The sequence below is a fragment of the Alphaproteobacteria bacterium genome, assembly GCA_030740435.1.
Classification (GTDB): Bacteria; Pseudomonadota; Alphaproteobacteria; order UBA2966; family UBA2966.
Map to the genome: position 1 here is coordinate 40,969 of JASLXG010000228.1, position 22,611 is coordinate 63,579.

At 65.0% G+C, this 22,611-nt stretch carries 25 protein-coding genes and 1 pseudogene; 17 read left to right on the forward strand and 9 right to left on the reverse strand.

Going from position 1 to position 22,611, the window contains the following annotated elements:
• Positions 1-90: 90 nt before the first annotated feature.
• Both QGG75_21495 and QGG75_21500 read right to left on the reverse strand, forming a co-directional pair.
• Positions 91-1,389, reverse strand: coding sequence for an acyl-CoA dehydrogenase family protein (locus QGG75_21495; GenBank protein MDP6069803.1), 1,299 nt, complete (start codon positions 1,387-1,389; stop codon positions 91-93).
• 131 nt (positions 1,390-1,520) lie between these two features.
• Positions 1,521-2,513: an MBL fold metallo-hydrolase gene (locus QGG75_21500; GenBank protein MDP6069804.1), complete on the reverse strand. Its 993-nt coding sequence runs from the start codon at positions 2,511-2,513 to the stop codon at positions 1,521-1,523.
• A gap of 267 nt (positions 2,514-2,780) precedes the next feature.
• Between QGG75_21500 and QGG75_21505 the strand changes: the two are divergent.
• The 4 genes and pseudogenes from QGG75_21505 to QGG75_21520 all read left to right on the forward strand — a co-directional run bounded on the left by QGG75_21505 (position 2,781) and on the right by QGG75_21520 (position 6,893).
• Positions 2,781-2,915: pseudogene (locus tag QGG75_21505) on the forward strand (aldehyde dehydrogenase family protein).
• A complete protein-coding gene (gene gor / locus QGG75_21510) occupies positions 2,915-4,288 on the forward strand; it encodes a glutathione-disulfide reductase (protein ID MDP6069805.1) in 1,374 nt (457 codons plus the stop codon). The pseudogene QGG75_21505 and the gene gor overlap by 1 nt, the downstream one beginning before the upstream one ends.
• An 80-nt stretch (positions 4,289-4,368) precedes the next feature.
• Complete coding sequence (locus tag QGG75_21515) at positions 4,369-5,766, forward strand: 3-deoxy-7-phosphoheptulonate synthase class II (protein ID MDP6069806.1); 1,398 nt, start codon at positions 4,369-4,371, stop codon at positions 5,764-5,766.
• Between the two features lie 11 nt (positions 5,767-5,777).
• On the forward strand, positions 5,778-6,893 hold the full coding sequence (locus QGG75_21520; protein MDP6069807.1) for a nicotinate phosphoribosyltransferase: 1,116 nt from the start codon (positions 5,778-5,780) through the stop codon (positions 6,891-6,893).
• Here QGG75_21520 and QGG75_21525 read toward each other — a convergent pair.
• From QGG75_21525 to QGG75_21540, 4 genes are read right to left on the reverse strand one after another with little or no spacing between them, the layout of a single operon-like run.
• Positions 6,836-7,315, reverse strand: a complete 480-nt coding sequence (locus tag QGG75_21525; protein ID MDP6069808.1) for a hypothetical protein — start codon at positions 7,313-7,315, stop codon at positions 6,836-6,838. The two genes, QGG75_21520 and QGG75_21525, sit on opposite strands and share 58 nt — an antisense overlap.
• On the reverse strand, positions 7,312-7,530 hold the full coding sequence (gene yidD / locus QGG75_21530; protein MDP6069809.1) for a membrane protein insertion efficiency factor YidD: 219 nt from the start codon (positions 7,528-7,530) through the stop codon (positions 7,312-7,314). Before yidD ends, QGG75_21525 begins: the two co-directional genes overlap by 4 nt.
• A gap of 13 nt (positions 7,531-7,543) precedes the next feature.
• A complete protein-coding gene (locus QGG75_21535; GenBank protein MDP6069810.1) occupies positions 7,544-7,762 on the reverse strand; it encodes a DUF4177 domain-containing protein in 219 nt (72 codons plus the stop codon).
• A 9-nt stretch (positions 7,763-7,771) separates the two neighbouring features.
• The gene (locus QGG75_21540) at positions 7,772-8,782 is read right to left on the reverse strand and encodes an NADP-dependent oxidoreductase (protein MDP6069811.1); all 1,011 of its coding nucleotides are present in this window, start codon (positions 8,780-8,782) and stop codon (positions 7,772-7,774) included.
• 108 nt (positions 8,783-8,890) lie between these two features.
• Between QGG75_21540 and QGG75_21545 the strand changes: the two genes are divergently transcribed.
• Positions 8,891-10,552 carry an NAD+ synthase gene (locus tag QGG75_21545; GenBank protein ID MDP6069812.1) on the forward strand — a complete coding sequence of 554 codons (1,662 nt, stop codon included), beginning with the start codon at positions 8,891-8,893 and terminating at the stop codon, positions 10,550-10,552.
• 240 nt (positions 10,553-10,792) lie between these two features.
• On the opposite strand, the gene QGG75_21550 is transcribed toward QGG75_21545, so the two are convergent.
• Together QGG75_21550 and QGG75_21555 are read right to left on the reverse strand one after the other, a co-directional pair.
• Positions 10,793-11,725 carry a class I SAM-dependent methyltransferase gene (locus tag QGG75_21550; GenBank protein MDP6069813.1) on the reverse strand — a complete coding sequence of 311 codons (933 nt, stop codon included), beginning with the start codon at positions 11,723-11,725 and terminating at the stop codon, positions 10,793-10,795.
• 137 nt (positions 11,726-11,862) lie between these two features.
• The gene (locus QGG75_21555; GenBank protein MDP6069814.1) at positions 11,863-12,156 is read right to left on the reverse strand and encodes a helix-turn-helix transcriptional regulator; all 294 of its coding nucleotides are present in this window, start codon (positions 12,154-12,156) and stop codon (positions 11,863-11,865) included.
• A 495-nt stretch (positions 12,157-12,651) separates the two neighbouring features.
• Here QGG75_21555 and QGG75_21560 point away from each other — a divergent pair, with 495 nt between their 5' ends.
• The 9 genes from QGG75_21560 (at position 12,652) to QGG75_21600 (ending at position 19,389) form a co-directional block, all read left to right on the forward strand.
• A complete protein-coding gene (locus QGG75_21560; protein MDP6069815.1) occupies positions 12,652-12,990 on the forward strand; it encodes an XRE family transcriptional regulator in 339 nt (112 codons plus the stop codon).
• 119 nt (positions 12,991-13,109) lie between these two features.
• Entirely contained in the window at positions 13,110-14,432 is a 1,323-nt protein-coding gene (gene cysS, locus QGG75_21565) for a cysteine--tRNA ligase (protein MDP6069816.1), read from the forward strand.
• Entirely contained in the window at positions 14,429-16,057 is a 1,629-nt protein-coding gene (gene cimA, locus QGG75_21570) for a citramalate synthase (protein MDP6069817.1), read from the forward strand. The genes cysS and cimA overlap by 4 nt, the downstream gene beginning before the upstream one ends.
• An 8-nt stretch (positions 16,058-16,065) precedes the next feature.
• A complete protein-coding gene (locus QGG75_21575) occupies positions 16,066-16,830 on the forward strand; it encodes an RNA methyltransferase (GenBank protein MDP6069818.1) in 765 nt (254 codons plus the stop codon).
• A 116-nt stretch (positions 16,831-16,946) separates the two neighbouring features.
• A complete protein-coding gene (gene rpsD / locus QGG75_21580) occupies positions 16,947-17,564 on the forward strand; it encodes a 30S ribosomal protein S4 (protein MDP6069819.1) in 618 nt (205 codons plus the stop codon).
• A gap of 181 nt (positions 17,565-17,745) precedes the next feature.
• Positions 17,746-18,039, forward strand: coding sequence for a DUF1778 domain-containing protein (locus QGG75_21585; GenBank protein MDP6069820.1), 294 nt, complete (start codon positions 17,746-17,748; stop codon positions 18,037-18,039).
• A gap of 11 nt (positions 18,040-18,050) precedes the next feature.
• Positions 18,051-18,581 (forward strand): GNAT family N-acetyltransferase, encoded by a 531-nt coding sequence (locus tag QGG75_21590; protein MDP6069821.1) that lies wholly within the window; start codon positions 18,051-18,053, stop codon positions 18,579-18,581.
• 113 nt (positions 18,582-18,694) lie between these two features.
• Entirely contained in the window at positions 18,695-18,979 is a 285-nt protein-coding gene (locus QGG75_21595; GenBank protein MDP6069822.1) for a hypothetical protein, read from the forward strand.
• Positions 18,976-19,389 (forward strand): type II toxin-antitoxin system VapC family toxin, encoded by a 414-nt coding sequence (locus QGG75_21600; GenBank protein ID MDP6069823.1) that lies wholly within the window; start codon positions 18,976-18,978, stop codon positions 19,387-19,389. Before QGG75_21595 ends, QGG75_21600 begins: the two co-directional genes overlap by 4 nt.
• 20 nt (positions 19,390-19,409) lie before the next feature.
• Here the strand turns inward: QGG75_21600 and QGG75_21605 are convergent, their stop codons facing one another.
• Positions 19,410-20,567 carry a membrane dipeptidase gene (locus QGG75_21605; GenBank protein MDP6069824.1) on the reverse strand — a complete coding sequence of 386 codons (1,158 nt, stop codon included), beginning with the start codon at positions 20,565-20,567 and terminating at the stop codon, positions 19,410-19,412.
• A 73-nt stretch (positions 20,568-20,640) separates the two neighbouring features.
• On the opposite strand from QGG75_21605, the gene QGG75_21610 reads away from it, so the two are divergent.
• The 3 genes from QGG75_21610 to QGG75_21620 form a co-directional block, all read left to right on the forward strand.
• Complete coding sequence (locus tag QGG75_21610; GenBank protein ID MDP6069825.1) at positions 20,641-21,021, forward strand: cupin domain-containing protein; 381 nt, start codon at positions 20,641-20,643, stop codon at positions 21,019-21,021.
• A gap of 10 nt (positions 21,022-21,031) precedes the next feature.
• Positions 21,032-21,805, forward strand: a complete 774-nt coding sequence (locus QGG75_21615; GenBank protein MDP6069826.1) for a citryl-CoA lyase — start codon at positions 21,032-21,034, stop codon at positions 21,803-21,805.
• Positions 21,802-22,611, forward strand: an 810-nt coding sequence (locus QGG75_21620; GenBank protein MDP6069827.1) for an alpha/beta fold hydrolase, incomplete at its 3' end; no start/stop codon positions are given. The genes QGG75_21615 and QGG75_21620, both read left to right, overlap by 4 nt.

The window sequence follows — 22,611 nt, forward strand, 5'->3', positions numbered from 1 at the left end:
AGAGTATTTCGCACCCTTCGCTGAAATGCAAGGATATTGCTAGAAAGTTGAAAAAAAACTAGCAAAAATAGTAATATACTCTAATTATTACTAGAAAAAGTGGTACTTACTGAGTCTTTCGCTTCGTGGATTTTGTGCGCCGCTTGCGGAACTAAAGCTCCAAGTCGCCGCCCAACATCCGATGCACGATGGTGCGGCGCAGGATCTCGTTGGTGCCGTCGGCGACGTTGATGACGCGAACGGTTTTGTAGGCCTCCGAGAGGCCCAATTCGTTGGTGAAGCCCATGGCGCCAAAGGTCTGGATGGGGCCCGGTCGATGGCCCGGACACCGACCTCGACGGAGTAGGCCTTGGCCATCGAGAGCTCCTTGATGGCCGGCTCGCCACGGTCGAGAAGGGCGGCGGCGTTGAGGCCCATGAGATGGGCGGCGTGCACTTCCATGGCCGCTTCGGCGAGCGGAAAGGTGACGCCCTGGTAGTCGGAAATGGTCTTGCCGAAGGCTTCGCGGGTCTTGGCGTAATCCAGCGCCAACTCCAGCGACCAGCGCGCCAGGCCGGTGGCCCGGGCAGAATTGTAGATGCGCCCCAATGATACGCCCAGCAGCGCCGTGGCGAAGCCCTGGTGGAGATCGCCGACCAGCTGGTAGGGCTCGACGCGCACATCTTCCAGCACCAGCTCCGCTTCGTCGCCGCCCACCGAGCCGTGCATGCGGATGATGCGTTCGATCTCGAAGCCGGCCGCGCTGGTGGGCACCAGGAAGGCACTGATGCCGCCCCGCCGGGCCGCGGCCTTGTCGGCATCGCTGATGGCGAAGACGATGCAATAGTCCGCAATGGGCGAATTGGTGGTCCAGATCTTTCGTCCGCTCAGGCGCCAGCCCTCGCCGTCGGCAACGGCCCGGGTGCGAAGCCCGGCGGCGTCGGAGCCGGCGCCCGGTTCCGAGAGCCCAAAGCACATGGAGGTGCGTCCGGCCAGCATGTCGGCCAGGATTTCCTCGCGCGCCTGGGGCGTGACTTTGGCCAGCACCGGGCTCGGCCCGAAGGCCCAGTGGCTGATGGCGTAGACGGTCAGCCAGTTCAGCGGGCCACAGTGGTGAAAGGCATGATGCCAGCAGACGTAGTAGGCGAGCTTGCCCAGCCCGGCGCCGCCCAAGTCCTCGGGCACGCACATGTTGTAGTAACCGGCCTCGGCGGCGGCCATGCGCACCTCGCGGATCAGCGCCACCACTTCCGGCACATAGCGCCCGTCCTCGCCATAGGTATGGCGCGGGTTCGACAAGAGCTCGTGGTGTTTCTCGTGCCGGCCAATGACCTCGGCGTCGAGAAATCCCGTCAGCCCGTCTTTTACGGCTTCGATTTCGTCGGGAATGTCGAATGCGATGGCGCTCATACGCTTTTCCTAAAAAAAGTGGTCCCTGTCCCTACTTTTTTCAGCTTAACCTTTTGAAGCAGAACAGTTTTTCGATTTCGCAGGCGGCGAAAAAAGTGGTCCCTGTCCCTACTTTCCTGTCCTCAAAACTACTATTTCGAGGCCCCTAGGGCCCGGGTTTCGCCGATCTTCATGACCCAGGTGTGGTCGTCGTCGAAGCCGGCGGCCCGGGCTGCGGCGCGGAAGCGCTCTGGTGGCTCGAAGGGGGGCTCGTCCGAGAGCACCACCGTGCCCCAGTGGTGGGCCAGCAGCGTCCGCGCCCCGAGGTCGTGACTCACTTGCACCGCCTCCTCGGGGTTGGTGTGCGAGGTCTTCATCAGCCACACCGGGAGATAAGCGCCGATCGGCACCAGCGCCAGGTCGAAGGGGCCGTAGCGTCGGCCGAGCTCGGTGAACACCGGGCCATAGCCGGTGTCGCCGGAGAAATAGACACGCCGGCCGTCGCCCTCCAGCATGGCCCCCATCCATAAGGTCTGGTTGATGTCGTTGAGGCTGCGGCGCGACCAATGCACGGCCGGCAGCGCCGTCACCACGAGCTCGCCGAATTCGACTTTGTCGTGCCAATCGACATCCCGCACGTCGGTGTAGCCGCGTTCACGGAAGAAATCGCCCAAGCGCAGCGGTGCCAGCACGGTGATACGATCTTTCCCGGGCAGCGCCTCAATGGTGACCGCGTCGAGGTGGTCGTAGTGGTTGTGCGAAACGATAACCACGTCGATGGGCGGCAGCTCCGCCACTTCCAGGCCGGGGCCAGCGTAGCGGGCCGGGCCCAGCGGCCCCAGCGGCGAGGCGTATTTCTTGAGGTAGGGATCGGTCAGCACCGTCTTGCCACCCATGCGGATGAGGAAGGCGGCGTGGCCCAGCCAGGTGATGGTGGGGTTGGCGGTGTGCGCCGCCAGCTCGGCCAGCGCTTGGCGGCGCGGCAGCACGTGGTCTGCCGGCGGCTTGGGCGTCTGGCGCTGCATGATGATGCGCCGCCAGAGGAAACCCCAGCGGTCGCTGAAGCCGTGCCTGGTGGCGCGCCGCGGGCTGCCCTCGGCGTTGCGAAAGCCGGTGGGCGTGTGATGGTAGGGTTTGTCGCTCACGTCACGAGGTTCCGGGCTGGGGGCACAGGCTGTCAAGAGGGCGAGGAGCAGCGGCAGGAGAAAGCGCAAACCACGAATCCGCATCATTTTCCCCGGGCGAAGGTGGCGGCCGGCACGAATGCCGTGCATTCGGTATCCAGCGTACCATATTCAAGGTCTGGACTTGGCCCGGTCGGCAATGTGCTAGGCTTGCAGCCGAATTTTTCGTGCCGGAGCAGGGACGCCATGAAGCTCACCGACAAGAACCTTTTTCGCCAGCAGTGCTACGTCCACACGGGCCTCATCTCGACCGAGGTGGCGCCCTTTGGCGGCATGAAGGAATCGGGTATCGGCCGCGAGGGCTCGAAGTACGGCATCGGCGAATTTCTCGAGATCAAATACCTCTGCATGGGCGGGATTTGATGACGGATTTCGACTTCGACCTCTTCGTCATCGGCGCCGGCTCGGGCGGCGTCTCGGCCAGCCGGCGCGCCGCCGCGCATGGTGCCAGGGCCGGCATCTGTGAGGAATACCGCGTCGGCGGTACCTGCGTCATCCGCGGCTGCGTGCCCAAGAAGCTGCTGACCTACGCCGCCCACTTCGCCGAGGACGCCGAAGACGCCGCCGGCTATGGCTGGAGCGTAGCGCCGCCAAGCTTCGACTGGGCCACCCTGATCGCCAACAAGGATCGCGAGATCGACCGCCTCAACGGCATCTATCTGGGCATGCTCGAGGGCGCCGGCGTCAGCCTGATCGAAGGCCGGGCCGAGCTCAAGGACCGCCACACATTGGACATCGGCGGACGCCAGGTGAGGGCCGAGACCATCCTCATCGCCACCGGGGCCCGGCCCTGGACGCCCGAGGTGCCCGGCATCGAACACGCCATCAGCTCCAACGAAGCCTTCCATCTCGAGACCCTGCCGGACCTCGTGGTGGTGGTCGGTGGAGGCTACATCGCCGTCGAATTCGCCGGCATCTTCCACGGCCTGGGCAGCCGGGTGAGCCAGCTTTACCGCGGCGAGCAGATCCTGCGCGGCTTCGACCGCGATGTCCGCGACGCCTTGGCCGGCGAGATGCTGGGCCGTGGCATCGACCTGCGCCTCGACTGCCAAGTCGCCCGCATCGGCCATCAAGATGGCCATTTCGTTGTCACTACCGTCCAGGACGACGTCATCGAAACCGACCTCGTCATGTATGCCACCGGGCGCCGGCCCAACGTCCAGGGCCTGGGCCTCGAGGCGCTGGGTGTGGACACCGGCGAGGGCGGGGCCATCGTCGTCGATGACTTCGGCCGCACCTCGGTCGACAACATCTACGCCATCGGCGACGTCACCGATCGCATGAACCTCACCCCGGTGGCCATCAACCAGGGCCGGGCCTTTGCCGACACGGTCTATGGCGGCGCGCCGCGAACGATTGACTACCGCTTCGTGCCCTCGGCCGTCTTTTCCAACCCCAGCGTCGGCAGCGCCGGCTTGACCGAGGAAGAGGCGCGGGCAAGCTTCGACGTCGATATTTACAAATCCAGCTTCCGGCCCATGAAGGCCACGCTTTCCGGGCGCCAGGAAAGAACCATGATGAAGCTGATCGTCGACGCCAAGTCCGATCGCGTGCTGGGCGCCCACATGGTCGGCCCCGATGCCGCCGAGATCATCCAGGGCATCGGCGTGGCGTTGACTTGCGGTGCCACCAAGGCGCAGTTCGACGCCACCGTCGGCGTCCATCCCTCGGCGGCCGAGGAATTCGTCACCATGCGCGAGAAGTACGTGGCTGAGGAGGCCAAGGCCGCCGAATAGGGCGTTTTGCGCCCGCAGAAAGCTTGGCAAGGGGGGGCTTCCGGCGTATAGGCTGGGGCCGATTTCACAAGGAGCAGGTTATGGGCGGCAAATGGAGCCCCGATAGCTGGCGCGGCCTGCCCGTCGCGCACCAGCCCGAATATCCCGATGCGGCGGCCCTGGCCGCCGTCGAGAAGCAGCTTGGGCGCTATCCGCCGCTGGTCTTTGCCGGTGAGGCGCGGCAGTTGCAGACGCTGTTGGCCGAGGTCGCCGAAGGGCGGGCCTTTTTGCTGCAGGGCGGCGATTGTGCCGAGAGTTTCGCCGAATTCAATGCCGACAACATCCGCGACACCTTCCGCGTGCTGATGCAGATGGCGGTGGTGATGACCTTCGCCGCGGCCTGCCCGGTGGTCAAGGTGGGACGCATGGCCGGCCAGTTCGCCAAGCCCCGCTCCGAGCCCATTGAGGTCCGCGACGGCCAAACGCTGCCGAGCTACCTGGGCGACTGCATCAACGGCATGGATTTTTCCCCCGAGGCCCGCAGGCCGGACCCCGACCGCTTGCTGCAGGCCTACAGCCAGGCGGCCGCGACGCTCAATCTCCTGCGCGCTTTCGCCCAGGGCGGCTATGCCGACCTGCACCGCGTGCACCGCTGGAACATGGGCTTCGTGGCCGACACGCCAGAGGGTGAGCGCTACGAGGACCTGGCCGACCGCATCGCCGAGGCGCTGGCCTTCATGGGCGCCTGCGGCCTCACCGCCGACGAGGTGCCGGAGGTCTACCAGACCGATTTCTACACCTCCCACGAGGCGCTGCTGCTGGGCGCCGAGGAGGCCATGACACGGGTCGATTCGACCAGCGGCGACTGGTACGACACCTCGGCGCATTTGCTTTGGATCGGCGACCGTACCCGCCAGCCCGACGGCGGCCACGTCGAGTTCATGCGCGGTATCTCGAATCCCATCGCCCTCAAGGCCGGGCCCAGCCTGGGGACCGACGAGCTCCTTAGGCTGGTCGATATCCTCAACCCGGCCAACCAGCCGGGCCGCCTGACGGTGATTTCCCGCCAGGGCGCCGACGGCGTGGAAAAAGGCCTGGTGCCGCTGGTGCGGGCCATCCAGCGCGAGGGCCGCTCGGTGGTCTGGGCCTGCGACCCGATGCACGGCAACACCATCAAATCGGCCACCGGCTACAAGACCCGGCCCTTCGATCAGGTGCTGAGCGAGGTCGAGCGCACCTTCGCCGTGCACCAGGCCGAGGGCAGCCACGCCGGCGGCATCCACATCGAGATGACCGGCCAGGACGTCACCGAATGCCTGGGCGGCGCCCAGGAGATCACCGAGCACGGCCTGGCCCATCGCTATCACACGCACTGCGACCCCCGGCTCAATGCCACGCAAAGCCTCGAGCTCGCGTTTCTCATTGCCGATAGCCTGAAGCAGCGGCGCGCCGGCAGCGCTGACGCCGCCGGGGCCGCGGCTATCGTCGAGGCGTTCTGACCGTGTCGAAGATGCAGGACGACGAGATCGGGCGCCTCACCGACAAATATTTCTGGCGCACCAAGGAGACCGTCGGCCGCTTCGGCGACCGCCGTGTCACCTATGCCGTGTTCATGCGCCGCCCGGTGCTGTTCACGCCGCGCCTGATGGTGGATTGGCTGGCCGAGGTGGCGGCCGAGCGCGGCGTCGAGTTCGATCTCAAGCTCTGCTTCGAGGAGGGCGACCGGGTCGGCGCCGGCGAGCCGCTCTTATATATCTCGGGCTCCTTCTACCACCTGGTCGATCTCGAGACCCTTTACCTCCAGCTTCTGGGCGCGCCCTGCGTGGCGGCCTACAACGCCTATGTCATGTGCTGCGATCTGCCCAAGACCGCCTTCGTCGCCTTCGATGCCCGCCACTGCGCCGGCGCCAAGATGGCCGAGCTGATGGCCTATGCCGCCAGTGTGGGCTCCAAGGCGGCGCAGCAGCACGCCGGTGCCGTGGGTTTCATCGGCAATGCCACCGATGCCACGGCGCATTTTTTCGGCGCCGACAAGGGGCTCGGCACCATGCCGCACGCGCTGATCGGCTACGCCGGCTCGACGCTGAGGGCGGCCGAGATGTTCCACGAAACCTTCCCCGACGAGAACTTAACCGTGCTGGTCGATTATTACGGCCAGGAGGTGAGCGATACCTTGGCCGTCTGCCGGCGCTTTCCCGAGTTGGCGGCCGAGGGCCGGCTCGGCGTACGTGTCGACACCCATGGCGGCCGCTTCGTCGAAGGCCTCGACACGCAAGCTTCCTACGAGGTGCTGGAACGCCACTCGCCGCTGGCCGTCAAGCAGTACCGCACCGAACAGGAGCTCAAATGCCTGGTCGGCACCGGCGTCTCGGCGGCGGCCATCTTCCACATGCGTGAGCAGTTGGATGCGGCCGGTTTCGACAAGGTGAAGATCGTTGCTTCCTCGGGCTTCGGAATCACCAAGTGCGCGGTCATGGCTAGCGTCGGGGCACCCATCGACGTCGTCGGCACGGGGTCCTACCTCCCCGAGAACTGGGCCGAGACCTACGCCACCGCCGACATCGTGGCCTATGACGACGAGCCGGTGGTCAAGGTTGGCCGCGAGTTCCTGCTGGAGCGGCCGTAGCGACGGATTCGACCTCGCCGGCGATGCGCCTCGCCAGCCGTGATGTTGTGCCCTGTCACGATGCGCTGTGACCAAAACAAACTGTGCACGAAATCGACCACGTTGTAGGCCAGGCAAAACATACTGAGCCAGAACGAGAGGAACTCGCCGCTCCATAGCCAGACGATGAGGTTGGCGTAGAAGAACACCGAGGTCAGGAAATCGAGCGCGAACCTGAGATAGCGCCCGAGATAGAAGTGCTGTAGCCCAAACCCCAAACTGTAAACCAGCACGGCATATGTGTCGGGATCGCGCAGCGCCTGCTTGTAGGCTTGGTAGTAGGTTTTGCGCTGGCTGTCGGCGAGGCGGCTGAGGCGCTGGCGCAGCGCCTCCTCGCGTTGCTTCAGGGGCCCGTCCTCGGCGGCGACGTCGAACCAACTCACGGCACCGGATCCGCCAGACGGCCCACCTGATCACGGTTGCGGCAGCGCCGCAGCCGGGCAAGTGCCAGCCCGAGCCCCTTCCAGGCGCCATGGCGTTCGATGGCCTCGGCGGCGTAGCGCGAACAGGTGGGCGTGAAATTGCAGTCCACCCCGATGGCCACACCGCCGCCTCGGCGCCGGTACCAGCCGATCAGCCGGAGCAGCAGCGACCGCATGGCGTTTCCCGAACTACCGCCCCAGCGTCACCAGCACCGCTTCGCGGGTCCAGAACAGCATGAAGCGCTTGCTCTCGATGACCTGGAAGACGACCTGCCAGCCCTCCGCCGCCAGCTCGTTCAACTCCGCTTCCAGCTTCTGGATGGGGATGCCCGAGGCCCCCAGGAAGACGGTGCCGCAGCCTCCCTCGACGATGTGGATGACCTTGTACTCGCTGAATCTCTCCGCCATGGCGTTTTCCTATTCGTTGACGATGCGGATCAATTTCTTGCCGAAGTTCTCGCCCTGCAACAGCCCGATGAGCCCCGCCGGCGCGTTCTCCAGGCCGTCGCTGATGTCTTCCAGGATCTTCAGGCTGCCTTCCTGGTACCAGCGCGTGAGGCGCTTGCGGGCCTCGCCGTAGCGCGCCATGAAATCGAAGACGATGAAGCCGCGAATATTGATCCGGTTGACCAGGGAAAAGCGCAAATTCCGGGGGCCCAGGTCTTCTTGCGTCAGGTTGTACTGCGAGATCTGGCCGCAGACCGCCACCCGGCCCCACATGTTCATGCGCTCGAAAACGGCGTCCGTGATGGCACCGCCGACGTTGTCGAAGTAGACGTCGATGCCGTCGGGGCAGGCGGTGTCGATGGCTGCTCCCAGATCGGCGGTTTTGTAGTTGATGGCGGCGTCGAAGCCGAGCTCGTCGAGAACGTAGGCCACCTTGGCGTCGGAGCCGGCGCTGCCCACCGTGCGGCAGCCGCACATCTTGGCGATCTGGCCCACCACGGCACCCACGGCACCGGAAGCGGCCGAGACGAAGACGGTGTCGCCGGGCTTGGGCTGGCCCAGATCCAGCAAACCGAAATAGGCCGTCATGCCGGGCATGCCCAGCGCCCCCAGCCCGGTCGAGATGGGAGCGGCTTCTGCGTCGAGCTTGAGGGCCTCGGCGGCGCTGGCGACGGAATAGTCCTGCCAGCCGCCGGGCACCATGACGAAGTCGCCGACCGCCAGGCCCGGGGCGTTGGATTGCGTCACCTCGCCCGCCGTGGCGCCGACCATGGTTTCGCCGATCTGTACCGGTGGCACGTAGGATTTGACGTCGTTCATGCGGCCGCGCATGTAGGGATCGAGCGAAAGGTAGTGGTTGCGCACCAGCACCTGGCCCGGGCCGGGCTCGGGGATGGGATCTTCCACGAGGGCGAAATCGCTCGGTTTGGGAAAGCCCGTGGGGCGGGCAGCCAGGGTGACACGGCGGTTGGTGTTGCGCATCGGATCCTCGCGTAGATGGGTTGGGGTGATTTCCCAAGTTATAGCAGATCGCCGGGCTTGGCTGGCCCGGCGATTCCTATCGATCCCGAAATGCGCTAAACAGGCTCCATGACCGAGGCACTGACCATCGCGCTGGCCCAGCTCAATCCCACCGTCGGGGATCTCGAGGGCAATGTCGAGCTGGTGCGGGCGGCACGGCAAGCGGCCGCCGCCGAGGGCGCCGACCTGGTCGTGGCGCCCGAACTGGTGGTCAGCGGCTACCCGCCCGAGGACCTGGTGCTGAAGCCCGCCTTCCAGGACCGTATCGAGGCCCTGGTCGGGGATCTGGCGGCGGAAACCGGCGACGGCGGCCCGGCGCTGCTGCTGGGCACGCCGTGGCGCCGGGAAGGGCGCTTGTACAATGCCGCGGTGCTGCTGGACGGCGGCAAGGTTGCGGCGCTCAGCCTCAAGACCGACCTGCCCAACTACGGCGTCTTCGACGAGAAACGGGTCTTTTCCGTGGGGCCCCAGCCGCAACCGGTCGCCTTTCGCGGCGTCTCGCTGGGCGTGCTGATCTGCGAGGACGTCTGGACCCAGGCGCCGGTCGACGCGCTCACCGCCGCCGGGGCCGAGATCTTGGTGGTGCTCAACGGCTCGCCCTTCGAAGCCGCCAAGTTCAGCGAACGCGTCGGGCTCATGGCCGAGCGTATCCAGGGCAATGGCCGGCCGCTGATCTACGTCAACCAGGTCGGCGGCCAGGACGAATTGGTCTTCGACGGCGCCTCGTTCGTGCTCAATGGCGACGGTGCGCGCGCCGTGCAGGCGCCGGCCTGGCAAAGCACGGTGGTCGCCACCGCCTGGCAGCGCGGCCAAGGGGGCTGGCATTGCGCCGAAGGCGCCATCGAGGAGCCGCCCGAGGGCCTCGAATCCGTCTACCAGGCCATGGTTGCGGGGCTTCGGGACTACGTCGACAAGAACGGCTTTCCCGGCGTCGTGCTGGGGCTTTCGGGCGGTATCGATTCGGCTCTCTCGGCGGCGGTGGCTGCCGATGCGCTCGGCCCCGGGCGCGTGCGCTGCATCATGCTGCCGTCCGTTTATACCTCCGAGGAAAGCTTGATCGACGCCGCCGAGTGCGCCCGGCTTATGGGCGCGCGCCTGGAAGAGATTCCCATCGTGCCCGGCGTGGCGGCACTCCATGACATGCTGACCGCCGCCTTCGCCGGGCGGGCGCCCGACATTACCGAAGAAAACATCCAGGCTCGCCTCCGTGGCCTGGTGCTGATGGCGCTTTCCAACAAGTTCGGCGACATGGTGCTGACCACGGGCAACAAGTCGGAGATGTCGGTGGGCTACGCCACCCTTTATGGCGACATGTGCGGCGGCTATTCGGTGCTGAAAGACGTCTACAAAACCATGGTGTTCGCGCTCTCGCGCTGGCGCAACCAGCACCATCCGGCCGGTGGCCTGGGCCCCCAGGGCCGCGTTATCCCCGAACGCATCATCACCAAGCCGCCCAGCGCCGAGCTGCGCCCCGACCAGACCGACCAGGATTCGCTCCCCGAATACGAGGCGCTCGACGATATCCTGGGTTGCCTCATCGAGGCCGAAATGGCGCTGCCCGAGATCGTCGCCCGGGGCCACGACGAGGCCACCGTACGCCGCATCGAGCATTTGCTTTACATCGCCGAATACAAACGCCGCCAGTCCCCCCCCGGCGTCAAGATCACGCGGCGCAACTTCGGCCGCGACCGGCGCTATCCGATTACCAACCGGTTTCGTGATAGGGGGTAAGGTGGCCGGGGGCTCCGGAGGCTCCCAGAGGCCCCAGAGGCCATGACCCGGTGAGAAATGCGGGCTAACTTGCTTCAGGAGCCTCGGATCTCGTCGCTATGAGGCAGCGTCCACCATAGGGGCGTCCTGTGTCAGGGGTATTTCGATGCTGCGCCAATATGTCAGCAAATAAGGGGTTTTGTGACGCAATTGTTTCGCAAAAACCCATGACGCGAACACGATCAGCGCGTCAAGTTTTTGCTAAGGGATTTGCTGGCCAGCCGGTCCCTCTGCTCCCTGTGCTCCCTGTGCTCCCTGTGCCCACCTCGCCAGTCTCTCGAGGGGAACGCTGTCGGCCTCTTCGGCCGGTTGGGAGAGAAAGAACTCGGCGTAGTAACGATCGGTCGTGAGCTCCGTTTCGGGGTCGAGTTCGAGTTGCTGGATGGCCTCGGATGCTGCTTCGCGCTCCTCGATGCTGGCGAAGCGGCGCTGCGCAAACAGCGCGCCCTCGAGCTTTCGGGTGACGTACCCGGCGTCGGACAGCACTTCGGCGATGGGTTCGTAGCGAAACATGCGCAGCACGAAGTTGGCGAACCAGGGCCGAGGGCGATCGTTCAATCTCGACAACAACTGACGGAATGTGCGGTCGGTGACGTAGCCGACACAGCCCGTCGAGGTGACGAGATCGCAGCCTTTGATTTTCTCGGCGTCTCCGTTGCCCAGCGGCGAGGTTTCGAGATTGGCGGCGACGCCATCGTCGAGCAGGCCCGTGGCAATGCCGTAGTCGACGGCGCGGTCGGCCTCGTCCAGGCCGATGACGTTCAGTTCCTGGTCCCCGTCCTGGCGGCCGAAATAGTGCCGGTCCTGCTGCACGGCCTCGTCGAAGGGGCGTTCCTCGCCGCGGTCGTAATAGTCGTAAAGCCCCTCCATGGTGAAATCGTATTTGAGCATGGCGGCGTTGACACCGTATGAGCAGCCGAGATCGAGAACCTTTAGGCCACCGTCGCCGCCACCGTTGCGCCTTGCCCTGAGATCGCCGAGCAGCCCCCTGAAGATCGGTTTGGCGACCTCGGGTATGGCGTAATCGACCCGCTTCAGGGTCTGGAAATAGGTGCGGGCATCGGGCCGATTGTAGATCCCGGCGAAATCCTGTTTGCCCTCGTTGGTCGACGCGTAGCTCTCTAGACTTGGCATATTACTGTCCTCGCATTTTTTTCAAACCACCCGCGCGGCGGTATAAAGGTCGTGGGCGCGGCGGCGCCTGGCACCGGTTTGGCTAGCGATATTCATTTGCTCCGCGCGGCCGGAGAGTCGGCCCGCGGGTCAGGCTGTTACCAGCTGGTCCGCCTCTCGCGGTAGGCCTTGACGGCCTCCAACATGGCTGCCGGCGAAGGCTCGCCGGTCGTGGGCCGCGGCACTGGCGGGCCGCTTCGCAGCCAGATCTGCGCGCTGCCGAAACCGGGGTGTAGCACCCGGGCCAGGCGCTTGATCTGAAAGGGGCCGGGCTGATCCGTGCCGTGCTCCCAGTCGGCCACCACCTGGGTGGGAACGCCGAGACGACGGGCCAACTGTGCCTTGGAAAGCTCGGCCGTGCGCCGCGCCCGGGCAATGCGATAGCGCAACATGGGTATCACGCCTCGCCCCCCACCGCGCCGTTTTTCCGCCTTGATCATCTTGTTTCTCAGTCTTCCAGGTCGTTGGAAGTAGGCCCCACAGGGCCCCCCAACCAGGAGCCCCATTGTGGCCCGCTGATGGGCGAAAAGCAATCATAAATTCAATCGATCGATCGGAAATTTCGATTTAAGGTCTCCACTCGATCACCATCCCAAGGGATATCAGTTGAAAACCTGACGTTTCGTGGATTTCCTCATGAATCTCGAAAATAACCAATAATGATCTTGAAGCCATATGGTCTGAACTGCATAATTAGTAATGGTGTGGGACGTTGAAATCGCCGAAGCGTTTGTGCCGGAGATCCTGGATCTGTCCCGAGCGGTCCGCGTCGAAATCGCTTCTTTGGCGGGATTGCTGAAGGTGTTTGGTCCGCAACTGGCCCGGCCTCATGCCGATGGGCGGTTCGCCGACCATTTGGAGAACTCCGGTAGCAAAGGGGGCCGATAATGGCGAAATCGTTGGAGCAGGTGCTGGAATCGTTACCGCCGGACGAGCGCGAGGCCATCGCGGCACGCACTGGGGTATTGCTGACCAAGGAGTCGACGCTACGCGATTTGCGCAAGGCGCTCGATCAGACTCAGGTCAGTGTGGCGCAGAAGCTGCGCATCGGTCAGGACAGCGTGTCTCGCCTGGAGAGCCGCAGCGACCTGCTGCTCTCGACGCTGCGCGGCTACATCGAGGCCATGGGCGGCAGTCTGGAACTAACGGCACGCTTTCCTGATCGCCCGCCGGTGCGGCTCGCGGGTTTGGGCGATCTCGAGGAGCGGAAGAAACAGCGTCGCTGACGCGAGCGCCTCCCCCGGCGTGGACCTGGGGGCGGGAATCTGCTACGCCTGTGCGGCTCAAACCAGTCGCTCTGGTGTTCGGTCGGAAAACTTTTGTCTTTCAATAGGTTAACGGTCCCGTGGCCTTCGCGCTCTACAACACGCAAACGCGCCGAAAGGCGCTTTTCGAGCCCCTTCAGGCCGACCGTGTGGGCATGTATGTCTGCGGGCCGACGGTCTACGACTGGGCCCACATCGGCAACGCCCGGCCGGTGGTGGTGTTCGACGTGCTTTACCGTTTGCTCAAGCGGGAATACGCCGAAGTCAAATACGTGCGCAACATCACCGACGTCGACGACAAGATCATGGCCGCCGCCGAGACCTCAGGCGAGGCCATCGAGGCCATTACGGCGCGCACCAGTCAGGCCTACCACGACGACATGGCGGCCCTGGGTGCACTCGAGCCCGACGTCGAGCCCCGCGCCACCGGCCATATCGCCGAGATGATCGAAACCATCGCGGCGCTGATCGAACGCGGCCATGCCTATGAGGCCGAGGGGCACGTGCTGTTCGACGTTGCTTCGCACCCGCCCTATGGCGAGCTCTCGGGCCGCAATCGCGACGAGATGATCGCCGGCGCCCGGGTCGAGGTGGCGCCTTACAAAAAAGACCCGGCCGATTTCGTGCTGTGGAAGCCCTCGGCCGACGAGCAGCCGGGCTGGGACAGTCCCTGGGGGCGGGGCCGGCCGGGCTGGCACATCGAGTGCTCGGCCATGAGCCGCAAGCACCTGGGCCAGCCCTTCGACATCCATGGCGGCGGCCGGGACCTGACGTTCCCCCACCACGAGAACGAGCTGGCCCAAAGCGTCTGCGCCCATGAGGCCGAGTTCGTGCGCTTTTGGGTGCACAACGGCTTTCTCACCGTCGAGGGCGAGAAGATGTCAAAGTCGCTGGGCAACATCCTCACGGTGCGCCAGCTGCTGGGCGAGTTTCCCGGCGAGGCCTTGCGTTTGACCCTGCTCACGGCCCACTACCGTCAGCCGCTTGACTTCAGCCGTGATGGCGTGCGCCAGGCCAAACAGACGCTGGACCGCTGGTACCGTGTGGCCGACATCACCACGGCCGCGGGCGAGCTGCCGGCGGGCCTGTTGGCGGCGCTTGATGATGACCTCAACACGCCCCAGGCCATCGCCGAGATGCATGCCCTGGCGGCGGCCGGCGATGGCGCCGGACTGCGCGCTGCGGCCGATTTGATGGGGTTTTTGGGCCAGCCCGCCGGGGTCTGGTTCCAGGGAACCAGCGACGGCGACGGCGCCCGCATCAAGGATCTGATCGGCCGCCGCGCGGCGGCTCGCGAGGCCCGCGACTTCGCCGAGGCCGACCGCTTGCGCGACGAGCTGGCGGCGGAGGGAATCGTGTTGGAAGACAAGCCGAACGGCGAAACCGAGTGGAGACGGCAATGACAGCTCGAGAACGCCTCTACCTCTTCGACACCACGCTCCGGGACGGCAACCAGACCCAGGGCGTCGACTTTTCCGTCGAGGACAAGCGCCTCATCGCCGAGGCCCTGGATGGGCTGGGGCTGGATTACGTCGAGGGTGGCTGGCCCGGTGCCAACCCCACGGATACCGCCTTCTTCGGCGATCCGCCGAAGCTCGCCCGGGCCAGCTTCACGGCCTTCGGCATGACGCGCAGGCCGGGCCGCTCGGCCCAGAACGACCCCGGCCTGATGGACGTGCTCAATGCGGGTACGCCGGCCGTTTGCCTGGTGGGCAAGACCTGGGACTACCATGTCGAGGTGGCGCTGGGCATCGAGCAAGCCGAAGCCATCAACCTGATCGCCGATTCGATCGCGCTGACGGCCCAACGCGCCGAGGCCTTGTTTGACGCCGAGCACTTTTTCGACGGCTACAAGGCCAATCCCGAATTCACCCTCAAGTGCGTCGAGGCGGCCTATGAGGCCGGCGCCCGCTGGGTGGTGCTGTGTGACACCAACGGCGGCACGCTGCCGTCCGAGGTCGAGGCCATCGTCGCCGAGGTGGCCAAGCGCATCCCCGGCGAGCGCCTGGCCATGCACGCCCAGAACGACACCGAAAACGCCGTGGCCAATTCGTTGGCCGCGCTCAAGGCCGGGGTGCGCCAGATCCAGGGCACGCTCAACGGCTTGGGCGAGCGCTGCGGCAACGCCAACCTGGTCTCACTGATCCCCAGCCTGCTGCTCAAGCCGGAGCTCGCCGAGCGCTTCGAAACCGGCATCGTCAGCGATGGCCTCAAGAACCTCACCCACGTCTCGCGGCTTTTGGATGAGCGTCTCAACCGGGCGCCGGCCGCCAATGCGCCCTACGTTGGCTCATCGGCCTTTGCCCACAAGGGCGGGCTGCACGGCTCGGCCGTGCTCAAGGATCCCCGCACCTACGAGCACGTGCCGCCCGAGGCGGTGGGCAACCGCCGCCACGTGCTGGTTTCGGACCAGGCCGGGCGGGCCAACGTGATCCTGCGGCTGCAGGAATTTGGCCTCGAGGTCGAGCCCTCGGACCCGCGCATCGGCGAGCTTGTGAACCAGGTCAAGGAGCGCGAATTTCAGGGCTATGCCTACGACGACGCCGAGACCAGCTTCGAATTGATGGCGCTGCGGGCGCTGGGCAAACTGCCGCAGTATTTCGTGGTCGAGAGCTTCCGCGTGCTGGTCGAGCGGCGCTACAACGCGCGTGGCGAGCTGATCACGGTCTCCGAGGCCACGGTCAAGGTCAACGTCGACGGCGAGCGCCATCTCAGCATGGGCGAGGGCAACGGCCCGGTGAACGCGCTTGACTACGCGCTCAGGAAGGACCTGGGCAAGTATTCCGACTACATCGAGGATTTGGTGCTGGTCGACTACAAGGTGCGGATCCTGACCTCGGGCACCGAGGCGGTGACCCGGGTGATGATCGAATCGGCAGATGCCGCAGGCCGGCGCTGGTCCACCGTCGGCGTCTCGCCCAACATCGTCGATGCCTCGTTCCAGGCCCTCAACGATTCCATCGTCTACAAGCTCTACCGCGACGGCGCCCCGGCCGGCGACCCCGGCGACTCGGGCGCCGCCCGGTAATTTTTGCCATGGCCGGCACCGACCGCAGCCGCGAGGCCAGGCTGGGCGGGCCCGCCATCGTGCTGGTCGAGCCGCAGCTCGGTGAGAACATCGGCACCGCGGCCCGGGCCATGCTGAATTTTGGCCTCACGGATTTGCGCCTGGTGCGGCCGCGCGACGACTGGCCCAACGATCACGCCGTGAAGGCCGCTTCGGGCGCGACGCCAGTGCTTGAAGGGGCAAGGGTGTTTGCCTCGACGGCCGAGGCCATTGCCGATCTGCACCACGTTTTTGCCACCACGGCCCGACCCCGCGACATGCTCAAGGCGACGCTGACGCCGGCCCAGCTCGCGGCCACCATTGGCGATCTCGAGCCGGGCCGTGCCGGCGTGCTCTTCGGGCCCGAACGCGCCGGCCTCGACAACGACGACGTGGCCCTGGCCGAGGCCCTGGTGGAGGTGCCGGTCAACCCGGCCTTTGCTTCGCTCAACCTGGCCCAGGCGGTGTTGCTGGTGGCCTACGAATGCGCCCGGGCGGGCCGGGCCGAGGCCGCACCCGCGGTGCCGCCGGGCCGCACGCGGCCGGCCAATCGCGAGGAATTGATCGGCTTCTTCGAGCACCTGGAAGGCGAGCTCGATGCCAGCGGTTTCCTATACCCTAAGGAAAAACGCCCGACCATGGTGCGCAACATCCGCAACCTCTTTCAGCGCGCCGAGCTGATGGAGCAGGAAGTGCGCACCTTACGCGGTATCGTCGCGGCGCTGGCCGGCCGGCGCCGGCGCTCGGACAATTGACAAGCGCCCGGCGTTGGGCTACACCCGCGCCCGGTAGGCGGCCCCTAGACAACCCTGGGGTCGCCTTGATTTGTTGTCCCGGCAACGGCCCCGAAATACGCGAGCAAACGAGCCTCATGAGCAAACGCCAGAAGTCCAAGTACAAGATCGACCGCCGCATGGGCGAGAACCTCTGGGGCCGGCCCAAAAGCCCGGTCAACGTGCGCGCCTACGGCCCCGGCCAGCACGGCCAGGCGCGGCGGCGCAAGCTCTCGGATTTCGGCATCCACTTGCGCGCCAAACAGAAGCTCAAGGGCTATTACGGCAACATCACCGAACGCCAGTTCCGTAATTTGTATGCCCGGGCTTCGCGGCTGCGCGGCGACACCTCGGAAAACCTCATCGGCCTCCTGGAATGCCGGCTCGACGCCGTGGTCTACCGCATGAAGTTCGTGCCCACCGTCTTTGCCGCCCGCCAGTTCGTCAACCACGGCCACGTCCTGGTCAACGGCCGCCGCGTCAATATCCCGAGCTACCGGGTCAAGGAAGGCGACGCCATCGAGGTACGCGACAAATCGAAGCAGATGGCCCTGGTCATGGAAGCCATGGATTCGCCCGAACGCGATCTCCCCGACTACATCGAGGTCGACCACAAGAAGGTCAAGGGCACGTTTTTGCGCATCCCCCGCTTCGAGGAAGTGCCCTATGCCGTGCAGATGGAGCCCAACCTGGTGATCGAGTACTACTCGCGCTAGGCGCTCTCACCAGCGAACAGCGAAAACGCCGCGTCCTGAGCGGCGTTTTTTTTGGGGGGCACGCACTTCGCCCAAAATCTCCTTGATATCACCTTTGGTGATGTATACATATTTTGCATACAAAACACAGTAAATGCAGCCCGATGACAGAGATAGCCAAAGCAAAACGGAGGCAGCCGTCATGACGACCGCGTCCAGTCAGAAAATCCAGCCGCCGACGTCGCCCGTGCAGCTTCGCGTGCCTCATGCCCAGAAGGCAATCATTGATCGGGCAGCGGCTGTTGCGGGGCAGTCCCGCACCGAATTCATGGTCCAGTCGTCCGTCACGGCGGCCGAGGACGTGCTGTTCGATCAGCGTCTATTTGTGCTCGACGACGAAGCGTTCACGAAGTTCATGGCGTTTCTCGACGAGTCTGCTCAGCCCAACGAGCGGCTGCGCCGGTTTATGTCTCGAACGCCCATCTGGGAGAAATAGCCGGGGGGGAGGTGTATCTTTCTCCCGTGCCGCTGACGGCGGTCCACGATCTGAGCGAATTCGATTGTGGCAATTCGGCAATCAATACTTGGCTGCGTAAGCGTGCCCTCAAGAACGAGGAAAGCGGAGCCACCCGAACCTTCGTCGTCTGCGAGAAAGACAGCAACCGTGTCGTGGCTTTCGTTGGCCTAACGGTCGGCGGCATTAGCCGCAAGGAAGTGACCGTCAAGCTCAAGCGCAACATGCCCGATAGCGTTCCGGTGGCGATCATCGGCCGGCTTGGGGTGGACCTGAACCACAGCGGCCAGGGCATCGGCCAGGACATGGTGTTCGAGGGCCTGAGGCAGGCCATGGCCGCCTCGGTGCACGCCGGCATGGCGGCCGTGTTGGTGATAGCCAAAAACCCGCGAGCGGCGGCCTGGTACGAGGAGATCGGCTTCACGCCGCTAGCCGATGATCCCCTGCGGCTGGTTATCCGGCTCGAGGACGCCAAGGCGACGTTCCCCGAGTTGGAGGGCTTGGGGGAATACCTCGAATTGTGATTTATGTTCGCCGTGAGAATCCAATAAAATGCTTTAATATTAGATACTTATTGTGATATTGCATCGAGGCTGTATTTCCGGTATTATTTCCGGAAATATATTCGAGGCCTGATGTGACAAATAGCCAAAAAACTGCACTCGCCGATTATCGTCGGCGCCTGAAACGCCGCGGCTTGGTCCGTGTCGAAGTCAACGTGCGCAAGGAAGACGCGGCACTGGTGCGCAGCATTGCCCAGGCGCTCACCGATCCGGAACACGATGTGGAGGCGCGGGCGATCCTGCGCCAGAATTTCACTGAACCCCGGGCCAAAGGTCTCAAGGCACTTCTTGCGGCGGCGCCGTTGCAGGGTATCGACCTCGAACGGAGCGGGGATACCGGAAGAACGGTTGAGCTTTGAGTTTCCTGATCGATACCAACATCGTCTCCGAGGTTGGCAAGGGCGCTCGCTGCAACGCCAACGTCGCGTCTTGGTACGCTTCGATCGATGACGGCGATCTTTATCTCAGCGTCATGGTGCTCGGCGAGATCCGCAAGGGCATCGAATTGGCCCGACGGCGCGACCCGGCCAAAGCGGAGGCTTTGGAAGCCTGGACGCGTGAAGTCGACGCCGCTTTCGGTGATCGGGTACTGCCGATCGATGGCGCCGTGGCGGATGAATGGGGCCGCATGAGTGCGCTGCGTCCCATCCCGGTGATCGATGGCTTGCTGGCGGCGACCGCCAAGGCCCACCGCATGACGCTGGTAACCCGCAACGAAGCCGATGTGGCGGGGCTTGGTGCCAAGGTTCTCAACCCGTTTAGGGGTTAAGGAAACGCCTCCAATCACTCCTACCCACACACCTGCTCAAACACCCGTAGATAATTTCCACCCAAGATCCCACTGACCTGTTCGTCGCCATAGCCGCGCTTCACCAAACCGCGGCTGAAGTTGACGTATTCGCCGTAATCGTCGAAGCCGACGAAGTTTTGCGTGGGCTTGAGGTTGTGTTCGGGCCGGAATCCCAAGAGCTCCACGGTCTTGGCGTCGAAGACGTCGGCCAGCACGGCCTTGGGGGCGACGTGGGGGAAGTCGCTGCCGATCCCCACGTGCTGCCAGCCCACGAGATTGGCGATGTGGTCGATGTGGTCGAGGAGTAGGTCTATTCCCACCTCGGGCTCGAGGCTCATGAAGAAGGGGATGGCGAAGACGCCGACAATGCCGCCGGTGTCGGCGATGGCGCGGATCTCGTCGTCGGATTTGAGGCGCGGGTGGTCGAAGAGCGCCTGGGCGCCGGTGTGGTTGGCGCTGACCGGGTGTTTCGAGACACGGCAGGCCTCGATCGTGGTGGCCCGGCCGCAATGCGAGAGATCGACGACAACGCCGAGATCGTTCAGCAGCGCCATGAGCTCCAGGCCGAAGTCCGTGAGGCCGTGGTCCAGCCGCTCCGTGCAGCCGCAGGCGATGACGTTGGTCTTGTTGTAGGTCAGCATGAAGCTGCGCAAGCCGGCCTCGTAGGCCCGCTCGAAGGCCCCGAGGTCCCGCGCCACCGTGCCCACGGGCTGGCAAAAAAGCATCAACCCGTGCTCGTCGGCGGCCTTGACCTCGAGAATGTCGGCGGCGTTTCGCACCAGGCGCAGCCAGGGCACCATATCGATGATCTCGACGTTGACCTGGGGCTCATTGACGTCGGTCATGTTGTAATATGCGTCCACCAGCCCCACCGTCACCCCCGACTGAGCCCAGAGCTCGCGCATCAGGTCCAGGTCGCATTCGTAGGGAAATTTGAAGGCCAACTTCTCGAGGAGTTCGAGCCCGGAATATTTCCCCACCATGTGGAGATACCCCGACTTGAAGGGCTCGCGCTCGAAGACGCGGTAGCCGCCGGGATGCTGGAAGGCGAAGTCGATGACGATGGCCGCGTCGTAAAGCCGCCGGGCGCGTTCTTCCTGCGCATCCGAGAGCCCGAAGTCGTAGGCACCGAGCGGGGGGAAATCTGCTGCGTTCATGAGCTTGGCCTCGTCGTGGCGGGTTGCCTTTGAGGGTACTAGACTGCCCCCGGCAGCGAAAAGGGAGGAATCCATGGCCAATCAGACCAATGCCCAGCACGTGCACTGGGACGACCGCGAGTGGGAGCAGTTGGGGCCCATCATGAAACGCCGCTTCGTTTACGGCGAGCACCTGATGGTGGTGCAGATCGAGATGTTTGCCGGCGGCCATGTGCCCCGGCACCAGCACCATAACGAGCAGATCACCAACGTGCTCGAGGGCCGCCTCGAGTTCCGCTTCGGCGCCGACGGTGCTGACGTGCGCATCGTGGCCACGGGCGAAAGCGTGGTCATTCCCGCCAACCTGCCCCACGAGGTCGAGGTGCTCGAGGACACCAAGGTGATCGAGCTTTTCTCGCCGCCGCGCCAGGACTGGATCGAGGGCACGGACGCTTATCTGCGCGAAAACGAGTAGGAGAAAACTCATGTGGAAGGGAGCTAAACCGACCACCGCCATCTGCACCAGCACTACCGACAGCATCACGGTACGCGGCCACGACCTGGTCGAGGATCTGGTGGGGCAAACCAGCTTCACCGAGATGATGTTCCTCTGCGTCATGGGGCGCCGCCCCACGACGGCCGAGACCGCCATCGTCGATGCCGTCATGGTGATCCTGATGGAGCACGGCCTGACGCCCAGCGCGCTGGCCACCCGCCTCGTCTATGCCTCCTCGCCCGAGGCCATGCAGGCCGGCGTGGCCGCGGGATTGCTGGCCGTGGGCAACAACTTCGTCGGCACCATGGAGGGCGCGGCCCTGCTGCTCGAGGAAATGGTGGCGGACGAGGCGGGAATCGAGGCGGCGGCGCGGCGCCTGGCCGAAGCATACCGGGCGGCCAAAAAACCGCTGCCCGGCTTCGGCCACCCCATCCACCGGCCCGACGATCCGCGCACGCCGAAACTTTTGGCCGTGGCCGGGAGCCACGGCGTGCCGGGCAAGCACATCGCCGCGCTTTGGAGCCTGAGCAGCGCCGTCGACGAGGTCTACGGCCGCCACATCACCATCAACGCCACCGGCGCCATCGGCGCCGTGCTTTGCGAGATCGGCGTGCCGGCCAAGATCATGCGCGGCTTCGCCGTGGTCACTCGGGCCGCCGGCCTGGTCGGCCACATCCGCGAGGAACAGGAAACTCCGGCGGGGTTGTTTCTGTGCGGCGAGGCCGAGCATCTGATCCCCTATGAGGGCGAGGCGGCGTCATGAGCGAGGCGTACCTTCACGAGCTGGAAAGCGCTCGAACCCCGGGCCAGCGCTTGCATTTGCGTGAACGCCTGCCGCCAGGAAAAACGCCCAAGGCGGTCGAGCGCGCCGTCATTTGCATGCACGGGGCGACCATGGCCGGTGGCCTTTTCGATCTGCCGGTGGCGGGATATTCCCTGCTCCAGCGGCTGGCCGGAGCGGGCTTTGCCGCTTATGCCCTGGACGCCCGGGGCTACGGGCGTTCGGGCCGGCCGCCAGAGATGGCCGAGCCGGCGGCCGACAATCCCCCCTTCGCCCGCGCCGCCGAGGTCATCGAGGACCTGGCCGAGGCGGTCGATTTCGTGCGCGGCCGGACCGGCCTCGAGACGCTCTCGCTGATCGGTTATTCCTGGGGCACCGTGATCTCGGGGCTTTTCGTCACCAGCTATCCCGGTTCGGTCGACCGCTTGGTGCTGGCGGCGCCGGTCCATAGCGGGCGCAACGAGCCCTGGCTGAAAGTCGTCACCGACCCGGACGACGCCGAACGTTTCAATCCGGCGCTGGGCGCCTATCGCATGGTCACGGAAGCTGACACCATCAAGCGCTGGGACGCGGCCAGATCGTGCCGGCCGATCGCAGCGAATGGCGCGAACCGGCCATGCTCGACGCCCTGGTGGCTGATTTCATGGCCGCCGACCCCGAGGCCGGCAAACTCAATCCGCCGGCCGTGCGGGTGCCCAACGGCGTGCTGCGCGACGTCTTCGAGATCTTCAACGAACGCCCGATCTACCAGGCCGCCGAGATCACGTTGCCCACCCTGGTCATCCGCG

Coding starts and splice junctions, on each gene's coding strand:
- QGG75_21605 (MDP6069824.1), bottom strand. CDS start 20,567: ATGAACGCAGCAGATTTCCCCCCGCTCGGTGCCTACGACTTCGGGCTC.
- QGG75_21585 (MDP6069820.1), top strand. CDS start 17,746: ATGACGACCGCGTCCAGTCAGAAAATCCAGCCGCCGACGTCGCCCGTG.
- QGG75_21495 (MDP6069803.1), bottom strand. CDS start 1,389: ATGAGCGCCATCGCATTCGACATTCCCGACGAAATCGAAGCCGTAAAA.
- QGG75_21515 (MDP6069806.1), top strand. CDS start 4,369: ATGGGCGGCAAATGGAGCCCCGATAGCTGGCGCGGCCTGCCCGTCGCG.
- QGG75_21540 (MDP6069811.1), bottom strand. CDS start 8,782: ATGCGCAACACCAACCGCCGTGTCACCCTGGCTGCCCGCCCCACGGGC.
- QGG75_21545 (MDP6069812.1), top strand. CDS start 8,891: ATGACCGAGGCACTGACCATCGCGCTGGCCCAGCTCAATCCCACCGTC.
- QGG75_21535 (MDP6069810.1), bottom strand. CDS start 7,762: ATGGCGGAGAGATTCAGCGAGTACAAGGTCATCCACATCGTCGAGGGA.
- QGG75_21610 (MDP6069825.1), top strand. CDS start 20,641: ATGGCCAATCAGACCAATGCCCAGCACGTGCACTGGGACGACCGCGAG.
- rpsD (MDP6069819.1), top strand. CDS start 16,947: ATGAGCAAACGCCAGAAGTCCAAGTACAAGATCGACCGCCGCATGGGC.
- yidD (MDP6069809.1), bottom strand. CDS start 7,530: ATGCGGTCGCTGCTGCTCCGGCTGATCGGCTGGTACCGGCGCCGAGGC.
- QGG75_21615 (MDP6069826.1), top strand. CDS start 21,032: ATGTGGAAGGGAGCTAAACCGACCACCGCCATCTGCACCAGCACTACC.
- QGG75_21520 (MDP6069807.1), top strand. CDS start 5,778: ATGCAGGACGACGAGATCGGGCGCCTCACCGACAAATATTTCTGGCGC.
- gor (MDP6069805.1), top strand. CDS start 2,915: ATGACGGATTTCGACTTCGACCTCTTCGTCATCGGCGCCGGCTCGGGC.
- QGG75_21560 (MDP6069815.1), top strand. CDS start 12,652: ATGGCGAAATCGTTGGAGCAGGTGCTGGAATCGTTACCGCCGGACGAG.
- cimA (MDP6069817.1), top strand. CDS start 14,429: ATGACAGCTCGAGAACGCCTCTACCTCTTCGACACCACGCTCCGGGAC.
- QGG75_21550 (MDP6069813.1), bottom strand. CDS start 11,725: ATGCCAAGTCTAGAGAGCTACGCGTCGACCAACGAGGGCAAACAGGAT.
- QGG75_21555 (MDP6069814.1), bottom strand. CDS start 12,156: ATGTTGCGCTATCGCATTGCCCGGGCGCGGCGCACGGCCGAGCTTTCC.
- QGG75_21575 (MDP6069818.1), top strand. CDS start 16,066: ATGGCCGGCACCGACCGCAGCCGCGAGGCCAGGCTGGGCGGGCCCGCC.